Raw genomic sequence first — 23,905 nt, 5'->3', positions numbered from 1 at the left:
ACATCACTTCTTCGGCGCCAGCCAGATTTCGGCGTCCAGCCGCCTGGTGGCGAGACCGCGCGCAAGGGCTTCGGCGCTGTGCGCGTTCTTCGACAGGGCAGCGGCCTGGCGCTTGCTGATGACCAGCCCTTCGGCCAGCGCCCGGTTGCCCGAAAACACCCGTGACAGGAACGGCGTGCGGCTGCCGCGCGCACGGCAAAAGCGCGCCGGCATGGTTTGCCGCGCCGTGTGAGCGACAACGTCGTCGATCCAGCCCTCCGCCAGCCTTGCGCCGGGTTCCAGAAACAGCAGCCAGTCACCCTTCGCCTGCCTGATTCCCGCGGCAATGCCGCCGACCACGAAGTGGCAGCCGGCATGATCGGCAACCCGATGCGTCTGGTCGGTCGAGCCGGTGTCGCAGACGATGACATCGCGCACCACGCCCTCGACCGCGCCGCCGATCAACGAGGCGAGCGTGCGGGCAAGGCCTTCTTCGTCATCCCGGGTTTCGATGAGAACGCTGAGCATTTTTAGCCGAATAGCGGAAAGCCCTGCGCAGCGCCAGTTTTGCATGGCCCAACGAAAAAGTTCTTGCTTTGTTCTCATCAGCGAAATAGGATTATTTTCATGAACAGAGCGATTCGACAGCCAGCCGACAGTCCTTGGGAAAGGGCCAAAATGGAACATATCGTGCGTGCGGACATTGCTGCTTTCGGAGCAGGGCGAGCCGAGATGGCCAATGCGATGATCGAACAGAGCGGCATGCGCGTCCGTCCGGATCGCAACCGCGGCCGTTCCGCGGGCATCAACCCGTCCGGCCGGTTCGAGCCGGTCAGCCGGCATGTGTTCGACGACGGCTGGAATTCGCTGGAGGAATTGCCGCCGTTCAAGACCGAAGTGCAGGTCGAGAAGCCGCGCACCATCATCACCCGCAACGAATCGCCCGACATTTCCTTCGACCGCTCGATCAACCCCTATCGCGGCTGCGAGCATGGCTGCGTCTATTGTTTCGCCCGGCCGACGCATTCCTTCATGGGCCTGTCGCCGGGGCTGGATTTCGAAGCGAAGCTGTTTGCCAAGCCGGATGCGGCGCGGCTGCTCGACAAGGAACTATCGAAGGATGGCTATCAGCCGCGCACCATCGCCATCGGCACCAACACCGATCCCTACCAGCCGATCGAGAAACAATACCGGATTATGCGCGAGATCCTCGAAGTGCTGGAGGCGCGCGGCCATCCGGTCGGCATCGTCACCAAATCCCATCTGGTGACGCGCGACATCGACATCTTGTCGCGCATGGCCGAACGCGGGCTGGCCAAGGTGGCGCTGTCGGTGACGACGATGGACCGCATGCTGGCGCGCACCATGGAGCCACGCGCGTCGACGCCGACCAAGCGCCTCGAGGCGATCCGGCAGCTTTCCGATGCCGGCATCCCGGCCTCTGTCATGGTGGCGCCGATCATCCCCGGCCTGACCGACCAGGAGATGGAGCGTATCCTCGATTCGGCACGCGCCGCAGGCGCCCGCGAGGCCGGCTATGTGATCCTGCGCCTGCCGCTCGAGGTGGCGCCGATCTTCAAGGACTGGCTGCTGCGCCATTATCCCGACCGCTACCGGCACGTGATGTCGCTGATCCGTTCGATGCGCGACGGCAAGGACTATGATTCGGAATGGGGCAAGCGGATGAAAGGCGCCGGCCCCTATGCCTGGCAGATCGGCCGGCGCTTCGAGATCACGGCCAAGCGGCTCGGCCTCAACGCCGAGCGGCGCACGCTCCGAACCGACCAGTTTGTAGCCGCCGCCAAGGCGACCGAGCAGCTGATGCTGCTCTGAAAGTAGCGCCTGCCCTGCCCTCGTGGTTGGCAGGCGACCCAAGAATCCCGTCCGGCCTGTCCCCCGGCCTGCAGACGGTGCCCTCCCGGTCTTGCCCCACTCGACCCTGGAGGGACTTGCGGAGAATCGGAGCCGATGCGAACCTCGCCGCAACATGGCTCGCGCGCGTTCCGATTCTCCGCTTCTTTTCGAAATCGTCGAAAAGCCCGACTTCTCCTTCGAGACGAAGGCGATGGCCGAAGGCCTGTGGCCGGTGGCAGGCATGGACGAGGCCGGCCGCGGTCCGCTGGCGGGGCCGGTGGTGGCGGCGGCCGTGATCCTCGATCCCGCCAACATTCCCGACGGGCTCGACGATTCCAAACGGCTCAACCATTTGCAGCGCGAGGCGCTGTTCCTGAAAATCCTGGGGTCAGCGCTCGGCGTGTCGATGGCCTCGGTCAGCGCCGAAGGCATTGACGGCAGCAACATCCTCAAGGCCAGCCTGGAAGCCATGCGCCGCGCCCTTGCCGGCCTGCCGATCCAGGCGAAGCTGGCGCTGGCCGATGGCCGCGATGTGCCGCCGGGCCTCCTCTGCGAAGGCCGCGCGCTGATCAAGGGCGACCAGCGCTCGCAATCGATCGCCGCCGCCTCGATTGTCGCCAAGGTGATGCGCGACCGCATGATGTGCGGCTGCGGCAGCCACCACGAACGCTACGGGTTCGAAGTCCATATGGGCTACGCCACCGTGCGGCACCGCATCGCGATCGAAGCGCATGGTCAGGTGGCAAGGCTGCACCGGGCATCATTCGCGCCGTTCAGGCTGGGTGGAGTTGAGGTGATGGAAGAAGAAGGGTTTGTCGGATTGGACAGCTAAATCTCCCCACTTGAGGGGGAGATGGCCGGCAGGCCAGAGGGGGTCGCCGCGCGTGAAGCGCTAGCCCTTACTGGCCGCAGAAAGAGCGTCGCGCCCGGTCGCACCGACCCCCTCTGTCGCCTTTGGCGACCCCCTCAAGAGGGGAGATTGTCCGCGCTCAACAAAAAAGCCGCCAGGTTGCCCGGGCGGCTTGATGTCAGCGAGTTAACCCCGCTCAGTTCAGCCTGGCCTTCACGTCCTGCAGCGCGGACTTGAACAGATCCGCGCCGGCCTTGGCGTCGATCTTGCCGGCGAGCAGCGTGCGGGCCGCCTCGACGGCGATGTCGACGGCGCTGGCGCGCACTTCGGCGACGGCTTCGCGCTCGGCCTGGCCGATCTTCTGCTCGGCAAGCGCGGTGCGGCGGGTGACATAGTCTTCGGTCTTCTTGTGCGCCTCGGCGGCAAGCATGTCGGCCTCGCGCCTGGCGGCAGCGACGATGGCTGCGGCCTCCTGCTCGGCTTCCTTGCGCTTCTTCTGGTACTGTCCGAGCAATTGCTGGGCCTCTTCGCGCAACCGGCGGGCTTCCGCAAGCTCGTCGCTGATCTTGGTCGCGCGGGCGTCGAGCGACTTGGCGATCAGGCCCGGCACCTTGATGTAAACGGCAACGCCGAGGAAAATGACGAGGGCAACCGTTGCCCAGAGCGTTGCGAGAGATGTGGCGTCCATGATGTGCTCCTCACCGGGCCACGGATTTGACCGCAGCCGAGATCTCGGCCTTGCTGGTCTTGCCGCCGACAAGCGCATCGACGATGGCTGAAGCGGTGTCCTCGGCAATCGTGCCGACTTCCATCATGGCGTTGGCCTTGATGGAAGCAATGCTGGCCTCCGCCTCGCCGAGCTTCTTGTCGAGGGCGGCCTCGACCTTCTTGCGGGCAGCCTCGGCTTCAGCCTTGGCAGCGTCGTTGGCCTGCTGGCCGATCGCGTTGGCCTTGGCCTTGGCTTCCGCCAGTTCCTGCTCGTAAGCGGCAACGGCGGCGTCGGCCTCGCCCTTCAGCTTGGCGGCCTGGTCGAGGTCCTGCGTGATGCGATCGCTGCGGACGTCGATGATGCCGCCGAGGCGCGGCATCACCACCTTCTTCAGGAACAAATAGAACAGCCCGAACGTGATCGCCAGCCACAGAAGCTGCGACGGAAACGTCGCCGGATCGAATGGCGGGAACGTGCCGTGCGCCTCGGCAGGCACGCCGGTGCCGGAATGCGTGTCGCCTTCCGTACCGGTGTGGGCGCCTTCAGCAGCGGGTGCGGACTCTTGCGCAAACGCAGATGTCACGAACATGGACTATCCCCTGATATCAGGCATGGCCGCAGGAATGCGGCCAGCCAATTCTTCCCAATGCTCGTCCGACCGATAATTGGCCGAACAGGGGCTCAGCCGAACAGGGCGAGAAGCGCGATGAGAAGCGAGAAAATGCCCAGAGCTTCGGTCACGGCGAAGCCGAAAATCAGGCGGCCGAACTGGCCATCGGCGGCCGACGGATTGCGCAGGGCGCCCGCCAGGTAGCTGCCGAAGATGTTGCCGAGGCCGATGCCCGCGCCGCCCATGCCCAGGCAAGCGATACCGGCGCCGATGTACTTTGCTGCTTCTGCGTCCATTTTAAACTCCTTTGGATCTGTAATTCGTTGCAATTCCATCCGGCGAAAGATGCCGGAAATTCTATCTAGTGCGAAGGATGCAGCGCATCATTCAGGTACATGCAGGTGAGCACGGCGAACACATATGCCTGCAAGAGCGCCACGAGCAACTCCAGCGCGGTCAGCGCCACAGCCATCGCCAGCGGCAGGATCGATCCCGCAACGCCGAGCGCGCCGAGCGCACTCAGGCTGACCACAAACCCGGAAAACACCTTCAGGGTAATGTGGCCGGCGAGCATATTGGCGAACAGACGAACCGATAGGCTGACCGGACGCGAGACAAAGGAAATCACCTCGATCGGAACGACAAGCACCATCATCAGGATGGGCACGCCCTTCGGCACGAAAAGCTTGAGGAAGCCCAGACCGTGCTTCATGAAGCCATAGACGATGACGGTTCCGATCACCAGCGCGGCCAGGCCGAAGGTGACGATGATGTGGCTGGTGATGGTGAAGAAATAAGGAAAAAGGCCAAGCAGATTGGCAACAAGCACGAACATGAACAGCGAGAACACTAAGGGAAAGAACTTCATACCTTGGGTTCCGGCTGCATCGCGCAACATGTTCGCGACGAACTCGTAGGCCATTTCCGAAACCGACTGCAGGCGGCCGGGAACAAGGCTGCGGCTTGCGGTCGAGAGGTAAAGAAACGCCGATGCAATGGCCACGGTCGCGACCATGAACAGAGCCGAATTGGTGAAGGACAGGTCATAGCCGCCGATATTGATCGGAATCAGCTTGACGATATGGAACTGGTGGATCGGATCGACCTTGTCAGCAGCCATTTACATCCCCGTCAAAGCCGCGAGCGGCCTTAAGTGTCCTTGTGCGCCATTGGCGGCGCGCCATTTCATTCTTTCGGATCGCGCGACTTCTCGCTTTTTCCGAATTCCGACACAACACCTGACGAACGCAGGACATTGAGCACGCCGGCGCCAAAGCCCAGCAACAAGCCGACGACCAGACCCCATGGCGAGGTTCCCGCCACACGATCCAGAAACCAGCCAAGGCCCACACCCACCACTATCCCGGCGATGAACTCGCTGGACAGCTTGAGCGCCTGGCCATATCCGGCCGTCGCTTTCGCGCCGTCATTCCCCTCGAGCTGATCCGGCCGTCTTGTCGCAAGCGATGCTCCAAGCTCACGCCGGCGGCGTTCGAGATCTTCGTCGCGGAGTTCGGCCTCGTGCTTGCTGCCGCGGCCGGTTTCTCCGGTTCCGTCTGGCCCGTTCTTGTCGGCCATCGTAACCCCCCTGCCCGGTCAGACCGTCACCGTCCGTCCGCTTCTAAAGTCGCCGGCAACATAGTTAGAGGGTTTGCGCCCGTCAAGCCACGGGCGGGACTTCAAAGCCATGTATTTTTTCTATTGGAATCAGTCACTTGGCGAGGTGCGACATCGTGCCCGGCACTATGGGGTCGGCACATGCCCCGAATCCGTCCGGCGACCGCTGTCCGATTTCGGCTTCCGGGGCCTTTTGCGGTCCGTTTGGGACGGGCAAGCCGAAGGGCTCAGCTCCAGCCGCCGCCATACGTGCGGTAGAAGATATGCAGGCCGATCTTGGTCATCTTCTGCATCGTGCGCGCCCAGCCCGGATGGACGTAGTTGGCGTAGTAGTGGGTCGATGAGCCGACTTCGGGAATGAAGATCTTGCCGGCGGTGACCGCCATCGCGACGTCCTGCGCGGTCTTGTAGTGGGCGGGGCTCTCGATGCGCTTCTTGCGGCCGTCGCAGGCGAAGGAGAACTGGCAGCGGTTCAGCCAGTTGTCGTTCTGGTAGACGACGCCGCAAATCGAGTTCGGATAGGCCGGATTGCGGACGCGGTTGAGAATGACCTGCGCGACGGCGGCCTGGCCGCGCACGGATTCGCCGCGCGCCTCGAAATAGATGCCGTTGGCGAGGCAGGCCTGCTCCTTCGTGGAGAAGACGCTGGCCGGCAGCGGGTTCTGGATCCACGAGTGGTCACCCTTGGCCATCGGCGGAATGAAGCGCCCGCTGCTCGGCTCCTCGTCCTGCAGCAGCGCTTCGAAGGGTGAGGCCTTGGCGTAATCGGGTTCGGCCTGGGCATAGGCGGTGGCCAGCACGTCCGGTCTGTCATTGTTGACCAACGCGGCAAGCATGGCCGGCACGCCGGGATCGGGCTTCTTGTCCACGTTGGTGTGGAAGGCCTGGGCGATCTGGATTTCCTTGCCCTTGATGCCGGGCTTGGCGAAGGCGAGCTTCAGGCCGCTGTCCATGCTCGGCCGCAGCAGCGAGGACGTGCGCTGAAAGATCGAGCCGGCATTGAAGTTCTTCGGCGGCGCCACCGGCGAGACCTGGATGATGCGGCCCTTCTTGTCGGCGCGCATGATGCGGTCCTCGTCGGGCGTGATGCCGGCGACATTGCCCTTGCCGCGAAACGAGACCTTGCCGACGCCGGGCAGGCGCACGCCCGAGCCCGAGAGCGAACCGGTGGTGACGGAATCGATGAAAGGCATTTCGGCGGCATGAACCGAGCCGGCGACGGAGCGCTCGACATAAGAGTTCCAGCGGGTGCCCGAGGCTTCGAGGCCGGAAATCAAGCTGCCCATGTCCTGGTAGGCGACGACAGTTGGAAAGCCGATCCAGATGCCGAGCCCGATGACCAATGGCGATACGAAGGAACGTTTTTTCTCACCGGCGGCGGCGGCCAGCCGCTTCAGGACACGTCGATGCACGGGGAACTCTCCAGAAACGCCACTGAGCCACTGGAGAGCCAAAGTGAAGCATTAACCTTGATGCGGGGTTAACGCGGTTGATCGTGTTTTTCCGAAGCGGCCCGAAATGGGACGCCGCTTGCAGGCCGGCCAACCCGTCAGTTCGGCCGCAGGAAAATTGGCCATGCAATCATGGCGCAGAGCGCGCCCACTAGCCAGACGCCAGGCCACGACCAGATGAGCAGCAAAGCCGGAATGGCGGTCGGCACCACGAAGAAGGCGATGAAGACGAAGCTGTTGGCAAGACCGAGCGCGGTTCCGGCGCGGCTGGCGCCGGCAAGCGTGGCGAGTTCGGTGTAGGCGACGCCATGCCAGGCGGAGACCGAAATGCCGGCAACGACCAGCAGCACGTCGATCGCCGGGATCAACGCGGCATGGGCGTCTGGCGTGGCTCCTGCCGCCAGGACCAGCAGGCCGACGGCCGCGAAGCCAAGCGCGCTCGTCATGCTGCAGAGGCGCAGGAACCAGCGGCGGTTGCCATGGCGGTCGGTGAAGCGGCCGCTCCAGACACGCATCACCATCGCGCCGGTCTGCACCGCGGCAAGGCTGGCGCTGATCGTGAGCGTGGCCATGCCGGCGAAATCGTGCAGGAAGACGGAGGCGAAGGTGAGCACCGCCACTTGCGGAAAGCAGAGCAGGCCGATGGCGGTGGCGATGCGCCAGACCTCGACATTGCGAAGCGGCGCCGGACCGCCCGACTTTGCCATGGCCATGCTGCCGGCATTGTCCAGTTCCGGCGGCTGGTGCAGCCATCGCCAGGCAAACAGCGCAGAGACGGCGTTCATGGCGGCCAGCAGCCCGAAGACCGCCGCGAAACCGTGCACCGATGCCAGCGACGGCAGGACCAGCGCGCCGAGCCCGCCGCCGAGCGGCACCGCGGTCTGCCTGATGCTCATGGCAAAGCCACGTTCGCCTTCGTGGAACCAGGCCATGATGGCGCGGCCGCTGGAACCGTTGACGCTGCCGCCGAGCAGGCCGGTGACCAGAAGGCATGCGGCCAGCATTGCGACGCCAGGCACATAGGTCACTGAGGGCACGATGAACAACGCCATCAGGGCGAGCCACGCCGCGGTCGCACCAAGGCCGGTCAATAGCACGCCGCGATCGCCCCAGCGGTCGGTGAGCAGACCCCAGGGCAGTTCGCTCAAGGCAACGCCCAGTCCGAGAAGGCCGAGGACCAGGCCGAGATTGCCATTGCTCAAGTGATAGCCCGACCGCAGAAACACCGCCGCCGCCGGTATGCCGGCGAAGGTGGCGGAGAAACTGGCATTGGCGGCAACGCCGATGCCAAGCACCTTCCAGCGATGATTGGCGCGAAATCGTTCAGCCTTCGACCTGACGGCGGCGGCTCGGCCAACCCGGCCTGGCTCACAATTTGCGTCGGCAATCGACATGGCGGGACTCCTGTTGATGCCCTCTCGGGACCTTGACGCCTCGTCTTTACCGCCATAACTTCATCCCGAATATCGGGAATTTTTTTACAATCGTTCCCGAAAAACAGGATCGTTGAGATGCGCCGCGTAACCTTCGACCTCGATGTCCTCCGAAGCTTCGTCACCGGCATGGAACTCGGCAGCTTCGCCAAGGCCGCCGACCGGCTTGGACGCTCGACCTCGGCGGTGAGCGCGCAACTGAAGAAGCTGGAGGACCAGGCGGCGACGCCGATCTTCCGCAAGTCGGGCCGCGGGCTGGCGTTGACCGAAGCCGGCGAAACCATGCTCGGCTATGCCAGGCGGCTGCTCGAGTTGAACGACGAGGCGGCCTCGGCCATCCACGATGTCGAACTGGAAGGCTGGGTCAGGCTTGGCCTGCAGGAGGATTTCGGCGAGGCGGTGCTGCCCGAGGTGCTCGGACGCTTCGCCCGCGCTCACCCCAAGGTCAAGATCGAGGCGCGGATCGGGCGCAGCTATGAACTCGCCGAGCGGATCACATCAGGCAATCTCGACATTGCGCTGGCCTGGGACAGCGGCCAGGCGCTGCCTTACAGCCGGCATGTCGGCGACGCGCAATTGCGCTGGATCGGGCCGGCAAAGCTGATCGAGACCAGGCTGCGCGAGGCCGAGGCACTGCCGCTGGTGGCACTGGAAGCGCCATGCCTGCTGCGCACAGTGACGACGGAAACGCTCGACCGCGCCGGCCTGCCATGGCGGATGGCCTTCTCCAGCCCCAGCCTTGGCGGCATCTGGGCGGCCGTCGCCGCCGGGCTCGGCCTGACCATCCGCACGGATATCGGCCTGCCGGCCAATGTCAGGGCGATGGCACCGCAAACGCTGGGCTTGCCCGCGCTGCCGACCATGGCGCTGGTGATGCACCAGAAAGACGCCGAACTGGACCCGGTGGCGGCGCGGCTGGCGGATATTTTGTGGCAGGCGGCGGTGGCGGCGCTGCCGCAGGACGAGCGGTTGAGAGAGGTCGCCTAGACGGAAGCGGCTGTCCAGCGTAGCGTTCCGTCACACCCCCCTCTGTCCTGCCGGACATCTCCCCCGCAAGGGGGGAGATTGGCTGTCACGTTTGCTTTCGCCAATCACAAACGCTGGGGAAAAGGTGCGAGAGAGAAGCTGCCAATCTCCCCCCTTGAGGGGGAGATGCCCGGCAGGGCAGAGGGGGGTGCTGTCCCGCCAGCCTGAAGCTTATTTGCGCTCACTTGCGCTTGTTCGCTCTCCCCGCGAACGGGTTGTCCGAAGTCCGCAGCGCTATCCTGATCGGCACGCCGGGCATGTCGAAGGCTTCGCGCAGGCTGTTGGAGAGATAGCGGACATAGGATTGCGGCATCGCGTCGGGCCGCGAGCATTGGACGACGAAACCCGGCGGCCGGGTCTTGGCCTGGGTGACATATTTGACCTTGAGCCGGCGGCCGGCGACGGCGGGCGGCGGGTGATGCGCCAGAATGCTTTCCAGCCAACGGTTGAGCTTGCCGGTGGAAACGCGGCTGTTCCACACCTTGTGCGTCTTGATGACGGCATCCATCAGCTTGTCGAGGCTGCGCCCGGTCTCGGCCGAAACGGTCACCGCCTGGATGCCGCGCACCTGCGGCAAAAGCCGTGTGGTCTTTTCGCGCAACTCGGCCAGCAGTTCCTGCGGATTGTCGATCAGGTCCCATTTGTTGAAGGCGATGACCGGCGCCCTGCCCTCCCGGATGATCAGGTCGGCGATCTGCAAATCCTGCTTCTCGAAAGGGATGGTGGCGTCGAGCACGATGATGACGATCTCGGCAAAGCGGATGGCGCGCAGGCCGTCCTGCACCGACATCACTTCCAGCTTCTCGTGGATCCTGGCCTTGCGCCGCATGCCGGCAGTGTCGAACAGTTTTAGCCGGCGGCCATGCCAGTCCCAGTCGACGGAGATGGAATCGCGGGTGATGCCGGCTTCCGGGCCGGTCAACAGCCGCTCCTCGCCGATCAGCGCGTTGATCAGCGTCGACTTGCCGGCATTGGGCCGGCCGACGACGGCAATGCGCATCGGCTTGGTGTCGTCATAGGCGGGTTCGGCGTCGGGATCGGTGATGTCCTCGCCGATCAGCACTTCGCTGGCGGCGACGTCCTCGGCCTCGTCTTCTTCCTCGCCGAAGGCGCGGTCTTTGCCCAGCGCCTCGATCACCGCGTCGCGCAGATCGGGCATGCCCTGGCCATGCTCGGCCGAGACTGGGATCGGCTCGCCCAAGCCCAGTTCCCAGGCTTCCAGCATGCCGCCCTGGGCGCCCTTGGCCTCGGCCTTGTTGGCGACCAGCACGACCGGCTTGCCGGACTTGCGCACGATTTCGGCAAAGGTGCGGTCGTCGGGCAAAAGGCCGGACTTGGCGTCGATGGTGAAGAAGATCAGGTCGGCTTCGCGGATGGCGATCTCGGTCTGCGCGCGCATGCGGCCGGGCAGCGTCGAGGCGGCCGCGTCCTCGAAGCCGGCGGTATCGATGACATCGAAATGCAAATCGTAGAGTTTGGCCGCGTGGACGCGACGGTCGCGGGTGACGCCCGGCGTGTCGTCGACAAGCGCCAGCTTCCTTCCGACCAACCGGTTGAAAAGCGTCGATTTGCCGACGTTAGGCCGGCCGATAATGGCGACTTTGAAGCTCATCCGGCTATCCATATCATCGCCCAAACCGCAGCGCGCCCTTGGGTCAGGCCCGAGGGCAGGCTTTGGGTGATGCGTATCATGACGCGCCCGAGCCGCGGATCAGTTCGGACATCAGCGTCGCCCGCTGGCGCGCGTTGCGCGGCGCGCCGTCATCGGCGGCGATCTGGTCGAACAGTTTCAGCGCATCCTGGGTCTTGCCTTCTTTCCAGGCGGCAAGGCCGAGCGCTTCGCGCGCCGTGTGGCGCAGCGTGTTATTGTCGGCGGTCAGCGCCTCGACGCGGCTGGAGACATCGGCGACGGAGCCGTGGTCGACGAGCAGCAGGGCTGCCCGCAGGCGCGCCATGTCGCGAATGCCCTGCGGAATGGCGGTGTCGGCGGCGACGCCATCGAAATCCGTAACGGCGGCGGCAAAGTCGCCCTTGTCGGCCTTGACGGTTGCGGCGCGCATACGGGCGAGCAGTGGATAGGCGCCGTAGCCATCCTTTTCCAGCTGTTCGAGCGCTGTCAGCGCCTCGTCGCTCTTGCCGTCATTGGCAAGCTTCAGCGCCTGCGAGAAGGCATCGCCCGAGCGGTTGGCGCGGGTCTCATCCCAATAGCGGTAGCCGACGAAGGCAGCGGTGCCGAGCACCACCAGGATAGCAAGGCCAAGCAGCGCCGGACCGAAACGATCCCACAGCGCCTGCGCCTTTTCGCGGCGCATCTCGTCGTTGACTTCGCGGATAAAACTGTCGTCGGACATCAATCAAAACCATTGCTGCCCAACAGGGGCGCTTCTTGAGCCCGCGTTTTAGCGAAATTTCGCGGGCATGGAAGGGGCTCGGCAGGAAAATCGGCTAATCGCCGGGCGCATAGCTGCCGACGTTGATCGCACCCACGCCACATTTTGCCGATAGCCGGCTTGGACTGCCTCCAGATCAAGCCCAGATTGCCGATGCCACGTTTGTCCCGCGTTGTTGCGTTTTCCTCAGCCGTGCTTGCCATGGCTGGTGCGGCTTTCGCCGACCCGCCGGCGCCGCCTGCCCCGGCAAAGCCGAAGCAGATCGTCATCATCTCGTTCGATAGCGCCCGGGAGATCTCGCAATGGCAGCGCAGCCGGGCGCTGGCCAAGCGCACCGGCGCGCATTTCACCTACTTTTTGTCCTGCGTCTTCCTGCTGTCGCCGCAGACGCGGGCCGACTACACAGCTCCGGCCAAGTCCGCGGGCAAATCCAACATCGGCTTTGCCGCTTCGAAGCAGGACGTCGCCGATCGGCTCGATCAGATCGGGCTCGCCGCTTCGGAAGGCCACGACATCGCCAGCCATGGCTGCGGCCATTTCGACGGCAAGGACTGGAGCAAGGCCGACTGGCTGAAGGAATTCGCCTCGTTCGAGCGCATTCTGGAAAACGCCTATGCGATCAACGGTATTGAACCCGAGCCCAAGGGATGGCGCGATATTGCCCATGCCGTTGTCGGCTTTCGCGCGCCGTACCTCTCGACCAGCAAAGGGCTCTATGAGGCCCTGCCTGAAGCCGGCTACCACTATGATGCCAGCGGCGTTTCGAAAGGCCCGGTCGAGCCGCCGACCGGCGGCGGCTTGACCCGCTTTTCGCTGCCGCAGATCCCGGAAGGCCCTGATGGTAGGCTGGTGATCGCCATGGACTACAATCTCTATGTCAGGCATTCCGGCGGCTTCGAGCGGCCGAGCCAGGCAGCCGAGTTCAGCGATCGGACCTACCAGGCCTTCCGCGCCGCCTTCGACAAGCAATATCAGGGCAAGCGCATCCCACTGGTGCTGAGCTTCCACTTCACGCCGATGAACAACGGCGCCTACTGGAACGCGCTGGAGCGCTTTGCCGACGAGACTTGCGTGAAAGCCGACGTCGAATGCATCAGTTTTCGCGATTATGTGCAGCGGCAACGTGGTAGCGAGAGGCAGGCGGCGGTGGGCGGCTGAGCCGCCAACCGTCTATGCAGATAGGATCAAGCTGGGTCGGGTTCCTTTGCCTGTTCCTGACGCTCCATGAAGTGGCGGTCAATGTCGGGCAGCGGCTCGCCGCGAATCGTCGCCTCGAAGGCGCGAAGGCGCTTGTGAACTGACAGAAGCTCGACAATCGTCGACCAAGAATTGACGAGATACTGGAATGAGTTGGTTACCTGACTGAAGGCTGAACTGACCTGGTTGATGAGACCCAGCGTCAGCGTTCCAGCGATCATGGAAGGCACCATCAGGAAGTAGGAGAAGACGTTGTTGGTCTGAAGATAAAGATAGCGGACCACGTTGAAATACACATAGTGGAAATACAGGCGAAAGTAGTTTTGCCGCACACTCGCAAACAGCTCCGCGACGGTCGGCGGCTGCGCCCGGGCCGGATCGTCCTCACCGTAGACGAGTTCCTTGCGATATGCTGCCTCGACGCGCTGGTTACGAAACTGCAAGCCAGGAAGCTTGATGCCTGCGGTCGCAATGATGACTGTACCGAAGACTGCCCAGAAGATCGCAGCCAAAACCAGCGGCTGAGGAACATGACCGATCAATGGCAACTCTGTGACATGCTTAGAATAACTGAGCAGGATCGGCATGAAAGCGATAAGCGTCATGATGGAATCGACGAAGCTAGTGCCAAGGTCTTCCATTATCTTGGAAAACCGCATCGTGTCTTCCTGCACACGCTGTGCAGCGCCCTCAATATGGCGCAGCTTCGGCCAATAGGACATGTAGTAATTGTTCATCGCAGTGCGCCAGCGAAACACCCAGTGGCTGACGAAGAAGTTTGTCAAAACGAACACGGTAACCGCGACAAGAGCGATACCGAGGAAAGTGATTATTTGAGCGTAAAGATCAGCCTCGGTTGCCTTGACCGTTTTGCTAACGATGCCCTGAATGAGGTCCCAGAATGGTCCATACCATGCGTTGATCGCCACGCTTACCTGCACCTGAAAGTAGGTCGTGAACAGGAGCAGCGAACTGCCGAGGATAGACCATTGGTCCCACGGGTGCGGAGAATACCAGTGCCAGAAGCCATAGAATATCAAAACGCCAAGCGCATAGTAGATGTAGAACCAGAGGAACGGAGGCGACCAGAACACCGAGACGCCTATGATGGGCGGCGCGTCGGCAAGAGCCGGAGGCAAGCCGAGAAACGCGCCAAGCTGGTCAGCACCGAGGAACCAGGCTGCCACGAGAACCGCAGTCCAGACGACGGCCGAGATGAAAAACAGCTTCGGCTGCGGGAAGAAGGATACGAACACTGTGGTGAAATCCTCGGTCGGTGCGCAAATCAGCGGGGTTCGGCGGGCATAAAGTCACACATTAGGTGGAAAGCAAATGCCCGTACCCGATGCCCGGCATCGAGCAAGACCACAATCATGGCGATTTTGGCGCGGCCGACCAGGTGATCCCAGCAGATACCAGCAATACGCCAGCAGCGACGATCGAGGCCAGGAAGAAGTTGCCCGAGGCTTGCGCCAGCAGTCCGGCGACGATCGGGCCGACGATCTGGCCGATGCCGAAGGAAGCGGTCATCAGCGCAAAAATCCGGCGCGGCGCCTCCGGCACGAGCTGCCTTGCCGTCTGCAGGCCGAGCGCGGTGATGGCGATGAAGGTGCCGCCGAGCAGGACGCCCGCCAGCAGCGGCCCGGCGGTGCCGCCGATGGCGACGCTGGCGGTGACGCCGACCACCTCGACCAGGCAGCCCACGGCATAGGCGGTATAAAGCCCGATCCGTGCCGCTACCTTCTGCCACAGCCAGACCGAGGGAAAGCCGGCAAGGCCGGTGACCATCCAGACGCTTGCCTCGAAGACGCGGCCGCCGCCGCCCTGGCGCACGATGGCGACCAGGAAGGTCGCCGTCACCACATAGCCGAAGCCGAACAGGCCGTAGGCAACGATGACTTTTGCCAACGACCGGTCCCTCGGCAGTGCCGGTTCGCGGTCGGCCACGCCGCGGCCAGGTGCGGTGCCGCCGGCGAGCAAGGCGACCATCGCAAGGCCGCCGGCGGAAATCGCTGCCGACCACAGCCAGCCCGAAGCCCAGCCGGCATGTTCGGTGACCAGAACCGCCATCAGCGCTGAGGATGCCGCGATGCCGAGGCCGACGCCGCCGAAATGCAGCGCCTGCAGGTCGCTTCTGTTGGCGGCTGCCAGGTGACCGAAGACGATCGAGGCCATGAACACCATGACGAAGGCGCTGGCGAGACCGGCAAGGAAGCGGAGGACGACAAAGGCGGTCATCGTCTCGCTCAGCCCCATCAGGGCGGCGAGCGCAGCACTGGCGGCAAGGCCGCCAAACATCAGCAGGCGCTCGCGCCCATGCGCCCAGCCGCCTGCCGCCGCAAGCGCGCCGACGAGGTAGCCGAGATAATTGGCCGACGCGATCCAGCCGGCATCGGCCGGCGACAGATGCAGTTCTTCCATCATTCCGGGCAGGATCGGCGTGTAGACGAAACGGCCAATGCCCATGGCGACGGCCATGGCGATCATGCCAGCGAGAGCAAGGCCCAAGGGTGATGGAGCGGCGTTCATTGCAGCGCACCATAGAATTGGCGACCGATGAAACAATCCGCTTTGTGTTGGGCCAGCGGGCGCGACTAACGCCCCCGCATCTCAGCCGCAGCCGAGCGCCCCGGTCTCGTAGGCGGTGCGGCGCGCCGTCAGCCGGAACGGGATATCTCCGAGTTCGCGTTCCGACATGGTGTCCAGCACCGGATGCGACAATGGGTCGGTAACCCAGTCGATGACATCGCCGCCGTGCATCCCATCATAGCGGTCCGGCCGGAGGCCGGCAGCGGCTAAGATCTTGAACAATGATACGATCGTCATCCTCGCCTCCTCGGTCTGACTGTCCCACTAAAATCTGCCTTGTCGGGCTGTCTTTCAATTGAGATTTCAGCCGCGCCGGTTTAGAAAAACTGAAATGGCTATGCTGAACCGCGTCCATCTCAACGGCCTGCGCGCCGTCGAAACCGTCGCCCGCCTCGGCTCGCTCGCGGCGGCGGCCGGCGAACTCAACGTCTCGGTCAGCGCCGTCAGCCAGCAGATCAACCGCACTGAAAAGCAGCTCGGACAGGCGCTGTTCGAACGCACCGCAAGCGGGCTGGTGCTGACCGAATTCGGAACGGTTTTTTCCGCCCGACTGGGCGCCGGTTTTCGCGAGCTGGCGCAAGCGGTGGCGCTGGCCGACGAGGCGAGCCAGTGCACGCTGGTGGTGTCGGTGGCGCCGGCCTTCGCTTCGAAATGGCTGCTGCCGCGGCTGTCACGTCACTTCGACCGGCATCCCAATGTGCTGTTGCGCATCGACGCCTCGGTGCGGCTCGCCGATCTCGAACGCTCCGACATAGACATCGCCATCCGGCTCGGCGACGGCAAATGGCCGGGCGGGCGGGCGGAGCTGCTTCTGGCGCAGGAAGTTTTCCCGGTCTGCGCGCCGGTGATCGCCGAGAAACTGAAATCGATCGAAGACCTCGCGCAGACCTGCGCCATCACCGACGAGCGGGCGATGATCAATTGGGAGAGCTGGTTCAAAGCCGCTGACGTCGAACCAGTCACCTTCCGCAAGGGTGCGCGTTTCACCGACCCGATGCTGTGCCTGGAATCGGCGATCGCCGGCCATGGCGTCATGCTCGGCTGGCAATTGCTGGCCGCCGATGCGCTGGCCGACGGCCGCCTCGTCGCGCCTTTCGGCGTGCGGGCGCAGAGCGGCCTCGGCTACTGGCTGGTGACCTCGGCGACCAAGACCGAAAGCCGCAAGGTGCGCGATTTCAAGATCTGGATCCGCGAGGAAATCGCGGCGACCGTGGCGCAGTTCAGCGCACTGGAAAGCGCTGCCTAGGGCTGTCCGTCGCGACGGTGCTGGAAAGCACAGCCGCGCCGATCTATGTTGGAAGCTTCACCTCCAAGACCAAGGCAGGCAGGATCATGACCACACATTCGCGCGGCGTTTCCGCAACCATCGACCCGGTGAAGCTCGACAGGCTGGCGGAAGTCGCCATCAAGGTGGGGCTGCAATTGCAACCGGGGCAGGATTTGGTGCTGACCTCGTCGATCGCAGCCCTGCCGCTGACCAGGCGCATCGTCGAGCACGCTTACAAGGCGGGCGCCGGGCTGGTAACGCCGATCTTCAATGATGACGAGATCACGCTGGCGCGCTTCCGCTACGGCGCGGATGCCGGCTTCGACCGCGCCGCCGGCTGGATATATGAAGGCATGGCGAAGGCCTTTTCCAACAATGCGGCGCGGCTTGCCGTGCGCGGCGAGGACCCGTCGCTGTTGTCGGCGCAGGACCCGGCGAAAGTGGCGCGCGCCAACAAGGCGAACTCGATGGCCTACCAGCCGGCGCTGGAAAAGATCACCGGCTTCGACATCAACTGGAACATCGTCGCCTACCCGGATCTCGCCTGGGCCAAGCAGGTCTTCCCCGGCGATGCCGACGATGTCGCCGTGGTCAAGCTTGCCGATGCGATCTTTTCGGCATCACGGGTCGATGTGGAAGACCCGATCGCAAACTGGACGGCGCACAATGCAGCGCTGCGCGGCCGCACAAAGTGGCTGAACGAGCACAATTTCCATGATCTGCATTTCAGCGGCCCGGGCACCGACCTCACCGTCGGGCTGGCCGATGGCCATGAATGGATGGGCGGCGCCTCGACCGCCAAGAACGGCGTCACCTGCAATCCGAACATCCCGACCGAGGAGGTCTTCACCACGCCGCATGCACGGCGCGTCTCCGGCCATGTCTCCTCGACCAAGCCGCTGTCCTACCAGGGCACGCTGATCGACGATATCTCGGTGCGTTTCGAAGAGGGCAGGATCGTCGAGGCCAAGGCTTCGAAGGGCGAGGACGTGCTGAAGAAAGTGCTCGACACCGACGAGGGTTCGCGCCGGCTCGGCGAGGTGGCGCTGGTGCCGCATTCCTCGCCGATCTCGGCCAGCGGCCTGCTGTTCTTCAACACGCTGTTCGACGAGAACGCCGCCTGCCACATCGCGCTCGGGCAGTGCTATTCAAAATGCTTCGTCGACGGCGCCTCGCTCAGCCAGGACGAAATCGCCCAGCGCGGCGGCAACAAGAGTTTTATCCACATCGACTGGATGATCGGCTCGGACAAGATCGACATAGACGGCGTGCACAAGGATGGCCGCCGCGTGCCGGTGATGCGCAAGGGCGAGTGGGCGTAAAGGGGGCGGATGGCCTTCGACCTGACGGTCAAGCGAATTTACGAAGCACCCGCGCCCGATGACGGGCAGCGGGTGCTGGTCGATCGCATCTGGCCGCGCGGCGTCAGCAAGGAGGATGCCGCGCTGACGCTGTGGCTGAAGGACATCGCGCCGAGCGATGAATTGCGGAGGTGGTTCGGACATGAGCCGGCGCGGTGGGCGGAGTTTCAGGTGCGGTATTCGGTCGAACTGGATGGGAATAGCGAAGCGGTGGCGCAACTGCGTGGCTTGCTCGGCAAGGCCAAGGTGACGCTGCTTTATGGCGCGCATGACGAGGCGCATAACAATGCGGTGGCGTTGGCGGGGTATTTGCGCGGGACGGGTTGAGAGACAGCGAACCGCTGCATACGCCGCAAGCGAAAGCCTTCACAATTAGCGATCGCCCTCCACGCGTTCGTCATCCTCGGGCTGACCCGAGGATCCTGTGTGTTGTTCCCATGCTATGTTTGGGGTGGGAAGGAGACCGACAGGATCCCATGGTCTGCGCTGCGTCGCTTCGAACCTAGCTTCGCCACAGGATGACGAAGCGAGGCTACGCTACTTCACCACCCCTTCATAAGCCTCCGGCTTGAACCCCACCAAAATCTCATCCCCGACCTCGAGCACCGGGCGCTTGATCATCGTCGGGTTGGCCAGCATCAGCTTCCTGGCCTTCTTCTCGTCGAGCCCTTGCTTGTGCTTGTCGGGCAGTTCGCGGAAGGTCGTGCTGCCCTTGTTGAGCAGCTTTTCCCAGCCAACCTTGCCGATCCATCCATCCAGTCTGCCCACCTCTATCCCCTCGGCCCGGTAGTCGTGAAAACGGTAAGGCACATCGTGGCCCTCCAGCCAGGTGCGCGCCTTCCTGATCGTGTCGCAGGTGGTGATGCCGTACATGGTGATCGTCAAAACGCGCTTCCCTTGACTGGTGGTCGAATCCGCCGGACAGCCTAAAACCGTCCTTCCCGCTTTGCCAGCACCCCGGTCACATCAGCCCATTTTTAGGGCTTGCAATACTAAGGAATTTTCCTAAGTATATTTCTATACCCGTCGACGGACCTCAGGATCGCCCATGCCAAGCCTCCACGCCCCAACTACAAGTCTCCCGCCGATCGACGGCATCTTCCGCGCGCTGGCTGACCCGACGCGGCGGCGCGTGGTCGAGCGGTTGAACCGCAGTCCCGCCTCGGTCAGCGAGTTGGCGCAGCCTTTCGAGATGGCGCTGCCTTCCTTCATCGAGCATCTGAAAGTGCTGGAAGGCTGCGGTCTGGTGCGATCGGAAAAAATCGGCCGCACCAGGACCTATCAGCTGGCGCCCGAACCGCTGCAGCTCGCCGAAAACTGGCTGGCCGAACAGCGCACGCTGTGGGAGCGCCGACTCGATCAATTCGACGCCTATGTGATGAGCCTCAAGGAGCAAGAAAAGTGAGCTATCCCTTCAAGCCCGACCCCAGACTGGACCTTGTGCTGGAGCGCAAGCTCGACGCGCCGCGCGAACTCTTGTGGAGCGCGATGACGGTGCCGGAGCATGTCAAGCAATGGTTCACGCCCAAGCCCTGGCTGATCACCGATTGCGAGATCGACCTTCGTCCGGGCGGACTGTTCCGGACGCGCATGCAATCACCCGACGGCAAGGAGGTCAACGACCGCCATTGCTGCTATCTCGAGATCGTGCCGAACGAGCGGCTGGTGTGGACCGATGCGCTGCTGCCGGGCTATCGGCCCTCCGGCGAGCCCTTCATCACCGCAGTCATTTCGCTTCAGTCGGATGACAAGGGCACGCGCTACACGGCAACGGCCATCCATCGCGACGAGGCTACCCGCAACAATCATGAAGAGATGGGGTTCTTCGACGGCTGGGGCACGGTGGCCGATCAGTTGGCGCAGTATGTGAAGACCATTTGAGCTTTTCCCACTGCGGCCAGGACTTTGTCCCGGCCGCCTGGTTTTTGGGTCGTGCAGCGAAGTGCGCCGGAACCCTACGGCACCCGGGCTCAGTAGTAGAAGCGCTCTTCGGTGATCTTGCCGTTCTTGACCGTGTACAGGCCAACCTCGTCCATGGTGACCCGTTCGCCGGTGGCCTTGGGCGTTATGTCGAACTTGAAGCGCACCGCGAACTGGTCGCCGTTGACATAGGGGCCTTCGACAGAGCCGCCATGGACTTCGTGGTTCGCTTGCCACCATTCGCCCTTTTGCCTGAGAGCTTCCTTGCCACGGGCAATGGCCATCGGCCCGTCCATCGCTTCGAGGCTGACGATATCATCGGCATTGTACTTTTCACCAGCACCCAGGTGATCCCCCTGCTGGAGCATTTCGGTGAAATCCTTGGCAACATCCGCGATGGTCATGTGTGTTCCTCCTGTTCAGACTGGTTTGAAGTAGGGAAGCGCTTGCCGGCCCGCCACCTTTACCCGCACGACAGCTGACAAGGTGTGTCAGGACGATGATATAGCGCGGCTATGTGACGACGATTGCGGCGGCGTCGGACAGCGACTTCGGTTGCAGACAAAAGCCAATTCCGCAATGCTGGGTGCATGTGCAACCTCTACAACATCACGACGACGCAAGAGGCGGTCCGCCAATGGACCCGCACATTGCGCGATATCAGCGGCAACCTCGAACCTTCGCTTGATGTCTATCCCAATCAACCTGGGCTGGTCGTTCGCAACAGGGCGGATGGGGAGCGTGAACTGGCGAAACTGCTTTGGGGTTTGCCAACGCCGCCCGAGCGCATGAAAGGTAAGGCCGACTACGGCACCACCAACGTTCGCAATCCGCAATATTCGCACTGGCAGCAATATGTGGGCGTCGAGCACAGATGTGTCGTGCCGGTGACCAGCTTTGCCGAGCCCAGCCCTGCGGCGAACGATAAAGACCCGGAAACAGGAATCCAGCGAAATTACTGGTTTGCCCGTGGCGAGAGCCGGCCGCTGTTCTTCTTCGCTGGTTTCTGGACGTCTTGGCAGGGCGTGCGAAAGGTCAAGGACGGTCCCGGCGACTTCGAGCTATACGCCTTCATGACCACCAAGCCTAATGCTCTCATTGCGCCGATACATGAGAAGGCTATGCCCGTGATCCTCACCACGCCGGAGGAAACCGAGGCTTGGCTGACGGCGCCATGGTCGGAAGCACGGCGTTTGCAGCGGACGGCGCCCAACGACGCGTTGGTGATCGTTGAGAAGCCAGCCACACAGATCAAGTTCCCACCACAGGCCCCGGCCCAAGGGTCTCTGTTTTAGCCCGAAATCGGCTCTCCTCAATCGTCGTCTCGCCAGATTACCCGGCGAACCATGCGGATTTCGACAAGACGTCTGACGCGAATTTTAAGGCGTTCAGCAGCGCTTGGCAGAATGATGCCTGCATCGAGCTCACGACCTTTGCAGCGCTCGCACCGCATGTGCCGCTCCACATCCCAAAAGGGGATATCACCAACCAGCTTTGCGAGATCGCCAGGCAGATAGTGTCGAGTGATGTTGCAGTTCCGACATCGAACACGAATTAGCTGCCCGACTTCATGCGCCAAGCAGAGGGTTTGCACATTTCGGCGCGGTCGGGTGCTTAGTTCGGGCATCCCGCAAAGTAGGAATATGTTCCTTTGCGAGTCAATTCACACTTAATTCCACCTTGGCGATCTTCACAGCAGGTTAAATCCAACCGTCGATGAAGGGATTGGGTTGGATCAGCTTGGCAGCATAGGGCAGTTGGCACCACGGCGCAGGCTGATATGCGCCACGTCGCCGACGCTGAATTGAAAGCCCTCGGCCTGGCGCGGCGCATCGATCACCACCGGCAATCCCTGCCCCAGCTCAGCATGCAGCCGCAGCGTGCGGCCGTGGAAGACGATGGAGTTGACGCGCGCCGGCGCGGTGCCGGCGGCGGCATCGGTGGTGGCCAGCAAGTCCTCGGGGCGAACGCCGATGGTGCGCTCAGTGCCTTCGCCGGGTGTGTCGCCGGTTTCAGATGTTGCTTCCAGCGAAAGCCCGCCAGCGGCGAAGCGCAGGCGGTCGCCGTCGCGGCCGATGAAGCGCGATTGCAAGAGGTTCATGGTGCCGATGAAGCTTGCGACGAATTTCGTCGCCGGCCGGTCGTAAAGCGTAGCCGGCGGCGCGATCTGCTCGATGCGGCCCTTGTTCATGACGACGATGCGGTCGGAGATCGACAGCGCTTCGGTCTGGTCGTGGGTGACCATGACGAAGGTGGTGCCGAGCCGCGACTGCAGCCGCTTCAGTTCGACCTGCATCTGTTCGCGCAGATGCGCATCGAGCGCCGACAGCGGTTCATCGAGCAACAGAACGCGCGGCTCGCAGACTATGGCTCGGGCGAGCGCGACGCGCTGGCGCTGGCCACCCGACAGTTCGGAAACGCGGGCGCCGAGCTTGTCGGCGAGGCCGACCATGTCGAGGGCTTCGCGGACGCGCTTTGCCTGCTCGGCGCCGGACAGTTTGCGCAGCGACAGGCCGAAGCCCACATTCTCGGCGACGTTCATATGCGGGAACAGCGCATAATCCTGGAACACGGTGTTGACGGGACGGTCGAACGGCCTGAGCGCGGTGATGTCGCGACCATCGAGCAGCACCTTGCCGCTCGACGGGCTCTCGAAACCGGCAATGACGCGCAGGCTGGTGGTCTTGCCGCAGCCCGAGGGCCCGAGCAGGGTGATGAACTCGCCGCTGATAATGTCGAGATCGACGGCGTCGAGCCCGACAATGCCGCCGGGGAAAACCTTCGAGACCGTGTCCAGGCGTACCAGCGCATCAGGCGCCATCGCGAACCTCGGACGGCTTGGTGGTGTTGACCCAGAGGATCTGGCAAGGCTCGGTGCCGGGATTGCGGAAGGCGTGCAGAAGCGTGCTCTTGAAGGCAAAGGAGTCGCCGCTCTTCAGCACGTATTTTGTCGAGTCCACCACCAGTTCGACCTCGCCCGACAGGACATAGCCGAACTCGTGACCGATATGCGCATAGGCTTCCGCCGTGCCGCCATCGGCTTCCACGGTCACCAAGAGGCCGGTCAGCGCCGCGCCCGGCGGCGACAGCAGCGCCTTGGCGATGCCTTCCGACTTGACCGGGAGCTGCCGCCTTTTGTCGGCGCGCACGCAATAGAGATCGTTGGCGGCTTCGTTGCCGTCGGTGATCAGCGCCGAAGGCTCGATGTCGAGCGCGGCCGCAAGCGGCCAGATCACCTTGACGCGCAGCGAAGACAGGCCGCGCTCGATCTGGCTCAGCGCACCGATGGAGACGCCGGCTTTTGCTGCCAGCTCGGCCAACGACAAATTGCGCTCCAGCCGCAGCGCCCGCACGCGCCGGCCGACGCGAATGTCGGCGTCGGCCTTTGGTTTCGCTTCAAGCATGTCCATCAGTTGGTCCTTGTTGCAGTCTTTGGCGCGGCGGCAAGACCCGCGGGCTTCAGGAGATTAGTCACAATTACCTGCCGTCGGCGCTGCCCCTCATTGTCCTGCCGGACATTTCTCCCCGTATAGTGACGGGGAGAAAGCGGCTGGTCGCAAACTCGGCGCCATTTTCTGCAACGTTTTGCGATTGGCGAAATCGCTGGTGACAGCGCCCTCTCCCCGTCACTATACGGGGAGAGGATGCCGGC

General features: G+C 63.3%; 27 protein-coding genes. 10 read left to right on the top strand and 17 right to left on the bottom strand.

Annotation, left to right across the window (positions count from 1 at the left end):
• Positions 1-3: 3 nt before the first annotated feature.
• On the bottom strand, positions 4-507 hold the full coding sequence (locus NLY37_RS01390; protein ID WP_023740679.1) for a glycosyltransferase: 504 nt from the start codon (positions 505-507) through the stop codon (positions 4-6).
• Positions 508-657: 150 nt separating this feature from the next.
• On the opposite strand from NLY37_RS01390, the gene NLY37_RS01385 reads away from it, so the two are divergent.
• Positions 658-1,812 carry a PA0069 family radical SAM protein gene (locus tag NLY37_RS01385; protein WP_023684378.1) on the top strand — a complete coding sequence of 385 codons (1,155 nt, stop codon included), beginning with the start codon at positions 658-660 and terminating at the stop codon, positions 1,810-1,812.
• A 154-nt stretch (positions 1,813-1,966) separates the two neighbouring features.
• Positions 1,967-2,665: a ribonuclease HII gene (rnhB, locus tag NLY37_RS01380; protein ID WP_023740678.1), complete on the top strand. Its 699-nt coding sequence runs from the start codon at positions 1,967-1,969 to the stop codon at positions 2,663-2,665.
• A gap of 214 nt (positions 2,666-2,879) precedes the next feature.
• On the opposite strand, the gene NLY37_RS01375 is transcribed toward rnhB, so the two are convergent.
• The 7 genes from NLY37_RS01375 to NLY37_RS01345 all read right to left on the bottom strand — a co-directional run bounded on the left by NLY37_RS01375 (position 2,880) and on the right by NLY37_RS01345 (position 8,464).
• Entirely contained in the window at positions 2,880-3,371 is a 492-nt protein-coding gene (locus NLY37_RS01375) for a F0F1 ATP synthase subunit B (RefSeq protein ID WP_023740677.1), read from the bottom strand.
• A 10-nt stretch (positions 3,372-3,381) separates the two neighbouring features.
• A complete protein-coding gene (locus NLY37_RS01370) occupies positions 3,382-3,981 on the bottom strand; it encodes a F0F1 ATP synthase subunit B (RefSeq protein WP_023740676.1) in 600 nt (199 codons plus the stop codon).
• A 92-nt stretch (positions 3,982-4,073) separates the two neighbouring features.
• A complete protein-coding gene (locus NLY37_RS01365; protein ID WP_006206606.1) occupies positions 4,074-4,298 on the bottom strand; it encodes a F0F1 ATP synthase subunit C in 225 nt (74 codons plus the stop codon).
• Between the two features lie 65 nt (positions 4,299-4,363).
• The gene (locus tag NLY37_RS01360; protein WP_023696586.1) at positions 4,364-5,122 is read right to left on the bottom strand and encodes a F0F1 ATP synthase subunit A; all 759 of its coding nucleotides are present in this window, start codon (positions 5,120-5,122) and stop codon (positions 4,364-4,366) included.
• 65 nt (positions 5,123-5,187) lie between these two features.
• Complete coding sequence (locus NLY37_RS01355) at positions 5,188-5,580, bottom strand: AtpZ/AtpI family protein (RefSeq protein ID WP_023740675.1); 393 nt, start codon at positions 5,578-5,580, stop codon at positions 5,188-5,190.
• 266 nt (positions 5,581-5,846) lie between these two features.
• On the bottom strand, positions 5,847-7,031 hold the full coding sequence (locus NLY37_RS01350; RefSeq protein WP_023668487.1) for a cell wall hydrolase: 1,185 nt from the start codon (positions 7,029-7,031) through the stop codon (positions 5,847-5,849).
• 137 nt (positions 7,032-7,168) lie between these two features.
• A complete protein-coding gene (locus NLY37_RS01345; protein WP_023740674.1) occupies positions 7,169-8,464 on the bottom strand; it encodes an MFS transporter in 1,296 nt (431 codons plus the stop codon).
• Between the two features lie 117 nt (positions 8,465-8,581).
• Here NLY37_RS01345 and NLY37_RS01340 point away from each other — a divergent pair, with 117 nt between their 5' ends.
• Entirely contained in the window at positions 8,582-9,490 is a 909-nt protein-coding gene (locus NLY37_RS01340; RefSeq protein WP_023740673.1) for a LysR substrate-binding domain-containing protein, read from the top strand.
• Between the two features lie 220 nt (positions 9,491-9,710).
• On the opposite strand, the gene der is transcribed toward NLY37_RS01340, so the two are convergent.
• Together der and NLY37_RS01330 are read right to left on the bottom strand one after the other, a co-directional pair.
• Positions 9,711-11,141, bottom strand: a complete 1,431-nt coding sequence (der, locus tag NLY37_RS01335; RefSeq protein WP_023692116.1) for a ribosome biogenesis GTPase Der — start codon at positions 11,139-11,141, stop codon at positions 9,711-9,713.
• A gap of 76 nt (positions 11,142-11,217) precedes the next feature.
• Positions 11,218-11,880, bottom strand: a complete 663-nt coding sequence (locus NLY37_RS01330) for a tetratricopeptide repeat protein (RefSeq protein ID WP_023692117.1) — start codon at positions 11,878-11,880, stop codon at positions 11,218-11,220.
• A gap of 192 nt (positions 11,881-12,072) precedes the next feature.
• On the opposite strand from NLY37_RS01330, the gene NLY37_RS01325 reads away from it, so the two are divergent.
• Positions 12,073-13,077 carry a polysaccharide deacetylase family protein gene (locus NLY37_RS01325; RefSeq protein ID WP_023729303.1) on the top strand — a complete coding sequence of 335 codons (1,005 nt, stop codon included), beginning with the start codon at positions 12,073-12,075 and terminating at the stop codon, positions 13,075-13,077.
• A 26-nt stretch (positions 13,078-13,103) separates the two neighbouring features.
• Here NLY37_RS01325 and sbmA read toward each other — a convergent pair whose 3' ends face one another.
• From sbmA to NLY37_RS01310, 3 genes are all read right to left on the bottom strand, one after another.
• On the bottom strand, positions 13,104-14,372 hold the full coding sequence (gene sbmA, locus NLY37_RS01320) for a peptide antibiotic transporter SbmA (RefSeq protein ID WP_023704870.1): 1,269 nt from the start codon (positions 14,370-14,372) through the stop codon (positions 13,104-13,106).
• A gap of 115 nt (positions 14,373-14,487) precedes the next feature.
• Positions 14,488-15,645 carry a YbfB/YjiJ family MFS transporter gene (locus tag NLY37_RS01315; RefSeq protein ID WP_023740672.1) on the bottom strand — a complete coding sequence of 386 codons (1,158 nt, stop codon included), beginning with the start codon at positions 15,643-15,645 and terminating at the stop codon, positions 14,488-14,490.
• Between the two features lie 81 nt (positions 15,646-15,726).
• Positions 15,727-15,942 (bottom strand): hypothetical protein, encoded by a 216-nt coding sequence (locus NLY37_RS01310; protein ID WP_031194592.1) that lies wholly within the window; start codon positions 15,940-15,942, stop codon positions 15,727-15,729.
• Positions 15,943-16,036: 94 nt separating this feature from the next.
• Between NLY37_RS01310 and NLY37_RS01305 the strand changes: the two genes are divergently transcribed.
• The 3 genes from NLY37_RS01305 (at position 16,037) to NLY37_RS01295 (ending at position 18,660) form a co-directional block, all read left to right on the top strand.
• The gene (locus NLY37_RS01305; protein ID WP_023729300.1) at positions 16,037-16,951 is read left to right on the top strand and encodes a LysR substrate-binding domain-containing protein; all 915 of its coding nucleotides are present in this window, start codon (positions 16,037-16,039) and stop codon (positions 16,949-16,951) included.
• A gap of 86 nt (positions 16,952-17,037) precedes the next feature.
• Complete coding sequence (locus NLY37_RS01300) at positions 17,038-18,294, top strand: aminopeptidase (protein WP_023738452.1); 1,257 nt, start codon at positions 17,038-17,040, stop codon at positions 18,292-18,294.
• Positions 18,295-18,303: 9 nt separating this feature from the next.
• A complete protein-coding gene (locus NLY37_RS01295; protein WP_023701480.1) occupies positions 18,304-18,660 on the top strand; it encodes a DUF488 domain-containing protein in 357 nt (118 codons plus the stop codon).
• 210 nt (positions 18,661-18,870) lie between these two features.
• Here NLY37_RS01295 and NLY37_RS01290 read toward each other — a convergent pair whose 3' ends face one another.
• Positions 18,871-19,218, bottom strand: coding sequence for an ArsC family reductase (locus tag NLY37_RS01290; protein ID WP_023687095.1), 348 nt, complete (start codon positions 19,216-19,218; stop codon positions 18,871-18,873).
• A 163-nt stretch (positions 19,219-19,381) separates the two neighbouring features.
• Here NLY37_RS01290 and NLY37_RS01285 point away from each other — a divergent pair, with 163 nt between their 5' ends.
• Both NLY37_RS01285 and NLY37_RS01280 read left to right on the top strand, forming a co-directional pair.
• Complete coding sequence (locus NLY37_RS01285) at positions 19,382-19,738, top strand: ArsR/SmtB family transcription factor (RefSeq protein WP_023687094.1); 357 nt, start codon at positions 19,382-19,384, stop codon at positions 19,736-19,738.
• Entirely contained in the window at positions 19,735-20,214 is a 480-nt protein-coding gene (locus NLY37_RS01280; RefSeq protein WP_023668501.1) for an SRPBCC family protein, read from the top strand. Before NLY37_RS01285 ends, NLY37_RS01280 begins: the two co-directional genes overlap by 4 nt.
• Before the next feature lie 89 nt (positions 20,215-20,303).
• Here NLY37_RS01280 and NLY37_RS01275 read toward each other — a convergent pair whose 3' ends face one another.
• Complete coding sequence (locus NLY37_RS01275; protein ID WP_023740671.1) at positions 20,304-20,657, bottom strand: nuclear transport factor 2 family protein; 354 nt, start codon at positions 20,655-20,657, stop codon at positions 20,304-20,306.
• Between the two features lie 186 nt (positions 20,658-20,843).
• Between NLY37_RS01275 and NLY37_RS01270 the strand changes: the two genes are divergently transcribed.
• Positions 20,844-21,548, top strand: coding sequence for an SOS response-associated peptidase (locus NLY37_RS01270; protein ID WP_023740670.1), 705 nt, complete (start codon positions 20,844-20,846; stop codon positions 21,546-21,548).
• A 440-nt stretch (positions 21,549-21,988) separates the two neighbouring features.
• Here the strand turns inward: NLY37_RS01270 and NLY37_RS01265 are convergent, their stop codons facing one another.
• Both NLY37_RS01265 and NLY37_RS01260 read right to left on the bottom strand, forming a co-directional pair.
• Positions 21,989-23,074 (bottom strand): ABC transporter ATP-binding protein, encoded by a 1,086-nt coding sequence (locus NLY37_RS01265; RefSeq protein WP_023687090.1) that lies wholly within the window; start codon positions 23,072-23,074, stop codon positions 21,989-21,991.
• On the bottom strand, positions 23,064-23,663 hold the full coding sequence (locus tag NLY37_RS01260; protein WP_023684396.1) for a helix-turn-helix domain-containing protein: 600 nt from the start codon (positions 23,661-23,663) through the stop codon (positions 23,064-23,066). The genes NLY37_RS01265 and NLY37_RS01260 overlap by 11 nt, the downstream gene beginning before the upstream one ends.
• Positions 23,664-23,905: the final 242 nt, after the last annotated feature.

Source organism: Mesorhizobium sp. C395A (assembly GCF_030323205.1).
GTDB lineage: Bacteria > Pseudomonadota > Alphaproteobacteria > Rhizobiales > Rhizobiaceae > Mesorhizobium.
This window is presented reverse-complemented; position numbering and strand designations above follow the sequence as displayed.

Coding starts and splice junctions, on each gene's coding strand:
- NLY37_RS01360 (WP_023696586.1), bottom strand. CDS start 5,122: ATGGCTGCTGACAAGGTCGATCCGATCCACCAGTTCCATATCGTCAAG.
- NLY37_RS01275 (WP_023740671.1), bottom strand. CDS start 20,657: ATGACCATCGCGGATGTTGCCAAGGATTTCACCGAAATGCTCCAGCAG.
- NLY37_RS01345 (WP_023740674.1), bottom strand. CDS start 8,464: ATGTCGATTGCCGACGCAAATTGTGAGCCAGGCCGGGTTGGCCGAGCC.
- NLY37_RS01300 (WP_023738452.1), top strand. CDS start 17,038: ATGACCACACATTCGCGCGGCGTTTCCGCAACCATCGACCCGGTGAAG.
- NLY37_RS01265 (WP_023687090.1), bottom strand. CDS start 23,074: ATGGCGCCTGATGCGCTGGTACGCCTGGACACGGTCTCGAAGGTTTTC.
- NLY37_RS01310 (WP_031194592.1), bottom strand. CDS start 15,942: ATGACGATCGTATCATTGTTCAAGATCTTAGCCGCTGCCGGCCTCCGG.
- NLY37_RS01305 (WP_023729300.1), top strand. CDS start 16,037: ATGGCTATGCTGAACCGCGTCCATCTCAACGGCCTGCGCGCCGTCGAA.
- NLY37_RS01370 (WP_023740676.1), bottom strand. CDS start 3,981: ATGTTCGTGACATCTGCGTTTGCGCAAGAGTCCGCACCCGCTGCTGAA.
- NLY37_RS01375 (WP_023740677.1), bottom strand. CDS start 3,371: ATGGACGCCACATCTCTCGCAACGCTCTGGGCAACGGTTGCCCTCGTC.
- NLY37_RS01260 (WP_023684396.1), bottom strand. CDS start 23,663: ATGGACATGCTTGAAGCGAAACCAAAGGCCGACGCCGACATTCGCGTC.
- rnhB (WP_023740678.1), top strand. CDS start 1,967: ATGGCTCGCGCGCGTTCCGATTCTCCGCTTCTTTTCGAAATCGTCGAA.
- NLY37_RS01385 (WP_023684378.1), top strand. CDS start 658: ATGGAACATATCGTGCGTGCGGACATTGCTGCTTTCGGAGCAGGGCGA.
- NLY37_RS01325 (WP_023729303.1), top strand. CDS start 12,073: ATGCCACGTTTGTCCCGCGTTGTTGCGTTTTCCTCAGCCGTGCTTGCC.
- NLY37_RS01330 (WP_023692117.1), bottom strand. CDS start 11,880: ATGTCCGACGACAGTTTTATCCGCGAAGTCAACGACGAGATGCGCCGC.
- NLY37_RS01285 (WP_023687094.1), top strand. CDS start 19,382: ATGCCAAGCCTCCACGCCCCAACTACAAGTCTCCCGCCGATCGACGGC.
- NLY37_RS01355 (WP_023740675.1), bottom strand. CDS start 5,580: ATGGCCGACAAGAACGGGCCAGACGGAACCGGAGAAACCGGCCGCGGC.
- NLY37_RS01270 (WP_023740670.1), top strand. CDS start 20,844: ATGTGCAACCTCTACAACATCACGACGACGCAAGAGGCGGTCCGCCAA.
- der (WP_023692116.1), bottom strand. CDS start 11,141: ATGAGCTTCAAAGTCGCCATTATCGGCCGGCCTAACGTCGGCAAATCG.
- NLY37_RS01340 (WP_023740673.1), top strand. CDS start 8,582: ATGCGCCGCGTAACCTTCGACCTCGATGTCCTCCGAAGCTTCGTCACC.
- NLY37_RS01295 (WP_023701480.1), top strand. CDS start 18,304: ATGGCCTTCGACCTGACGGTCAAGCGAATTTACGAAGCACCCGCGCCC.
- NLY37_RS01390 (WP_023740679.1), bottom strand. CDS start 507: ATGCTCAGCGTTCTCATCGAAACCCGGGATGACGAAGAAGGCCTTGCC.
- NLY37_RS01315 (WP_023740672.1), bottom strand. CDS start 15,645: ATGAACGCCGCTCCATCACCCTTGGGCCTTGCTCTCGCTGGCATGATC.
- NLY37_RS01365 (WP_006206606.1), bottom strand. CDS start 4,298: ATGGACGCAGAAGCAGCAAAGTACATCGGCGCCGGTATCGCTTGCCTG.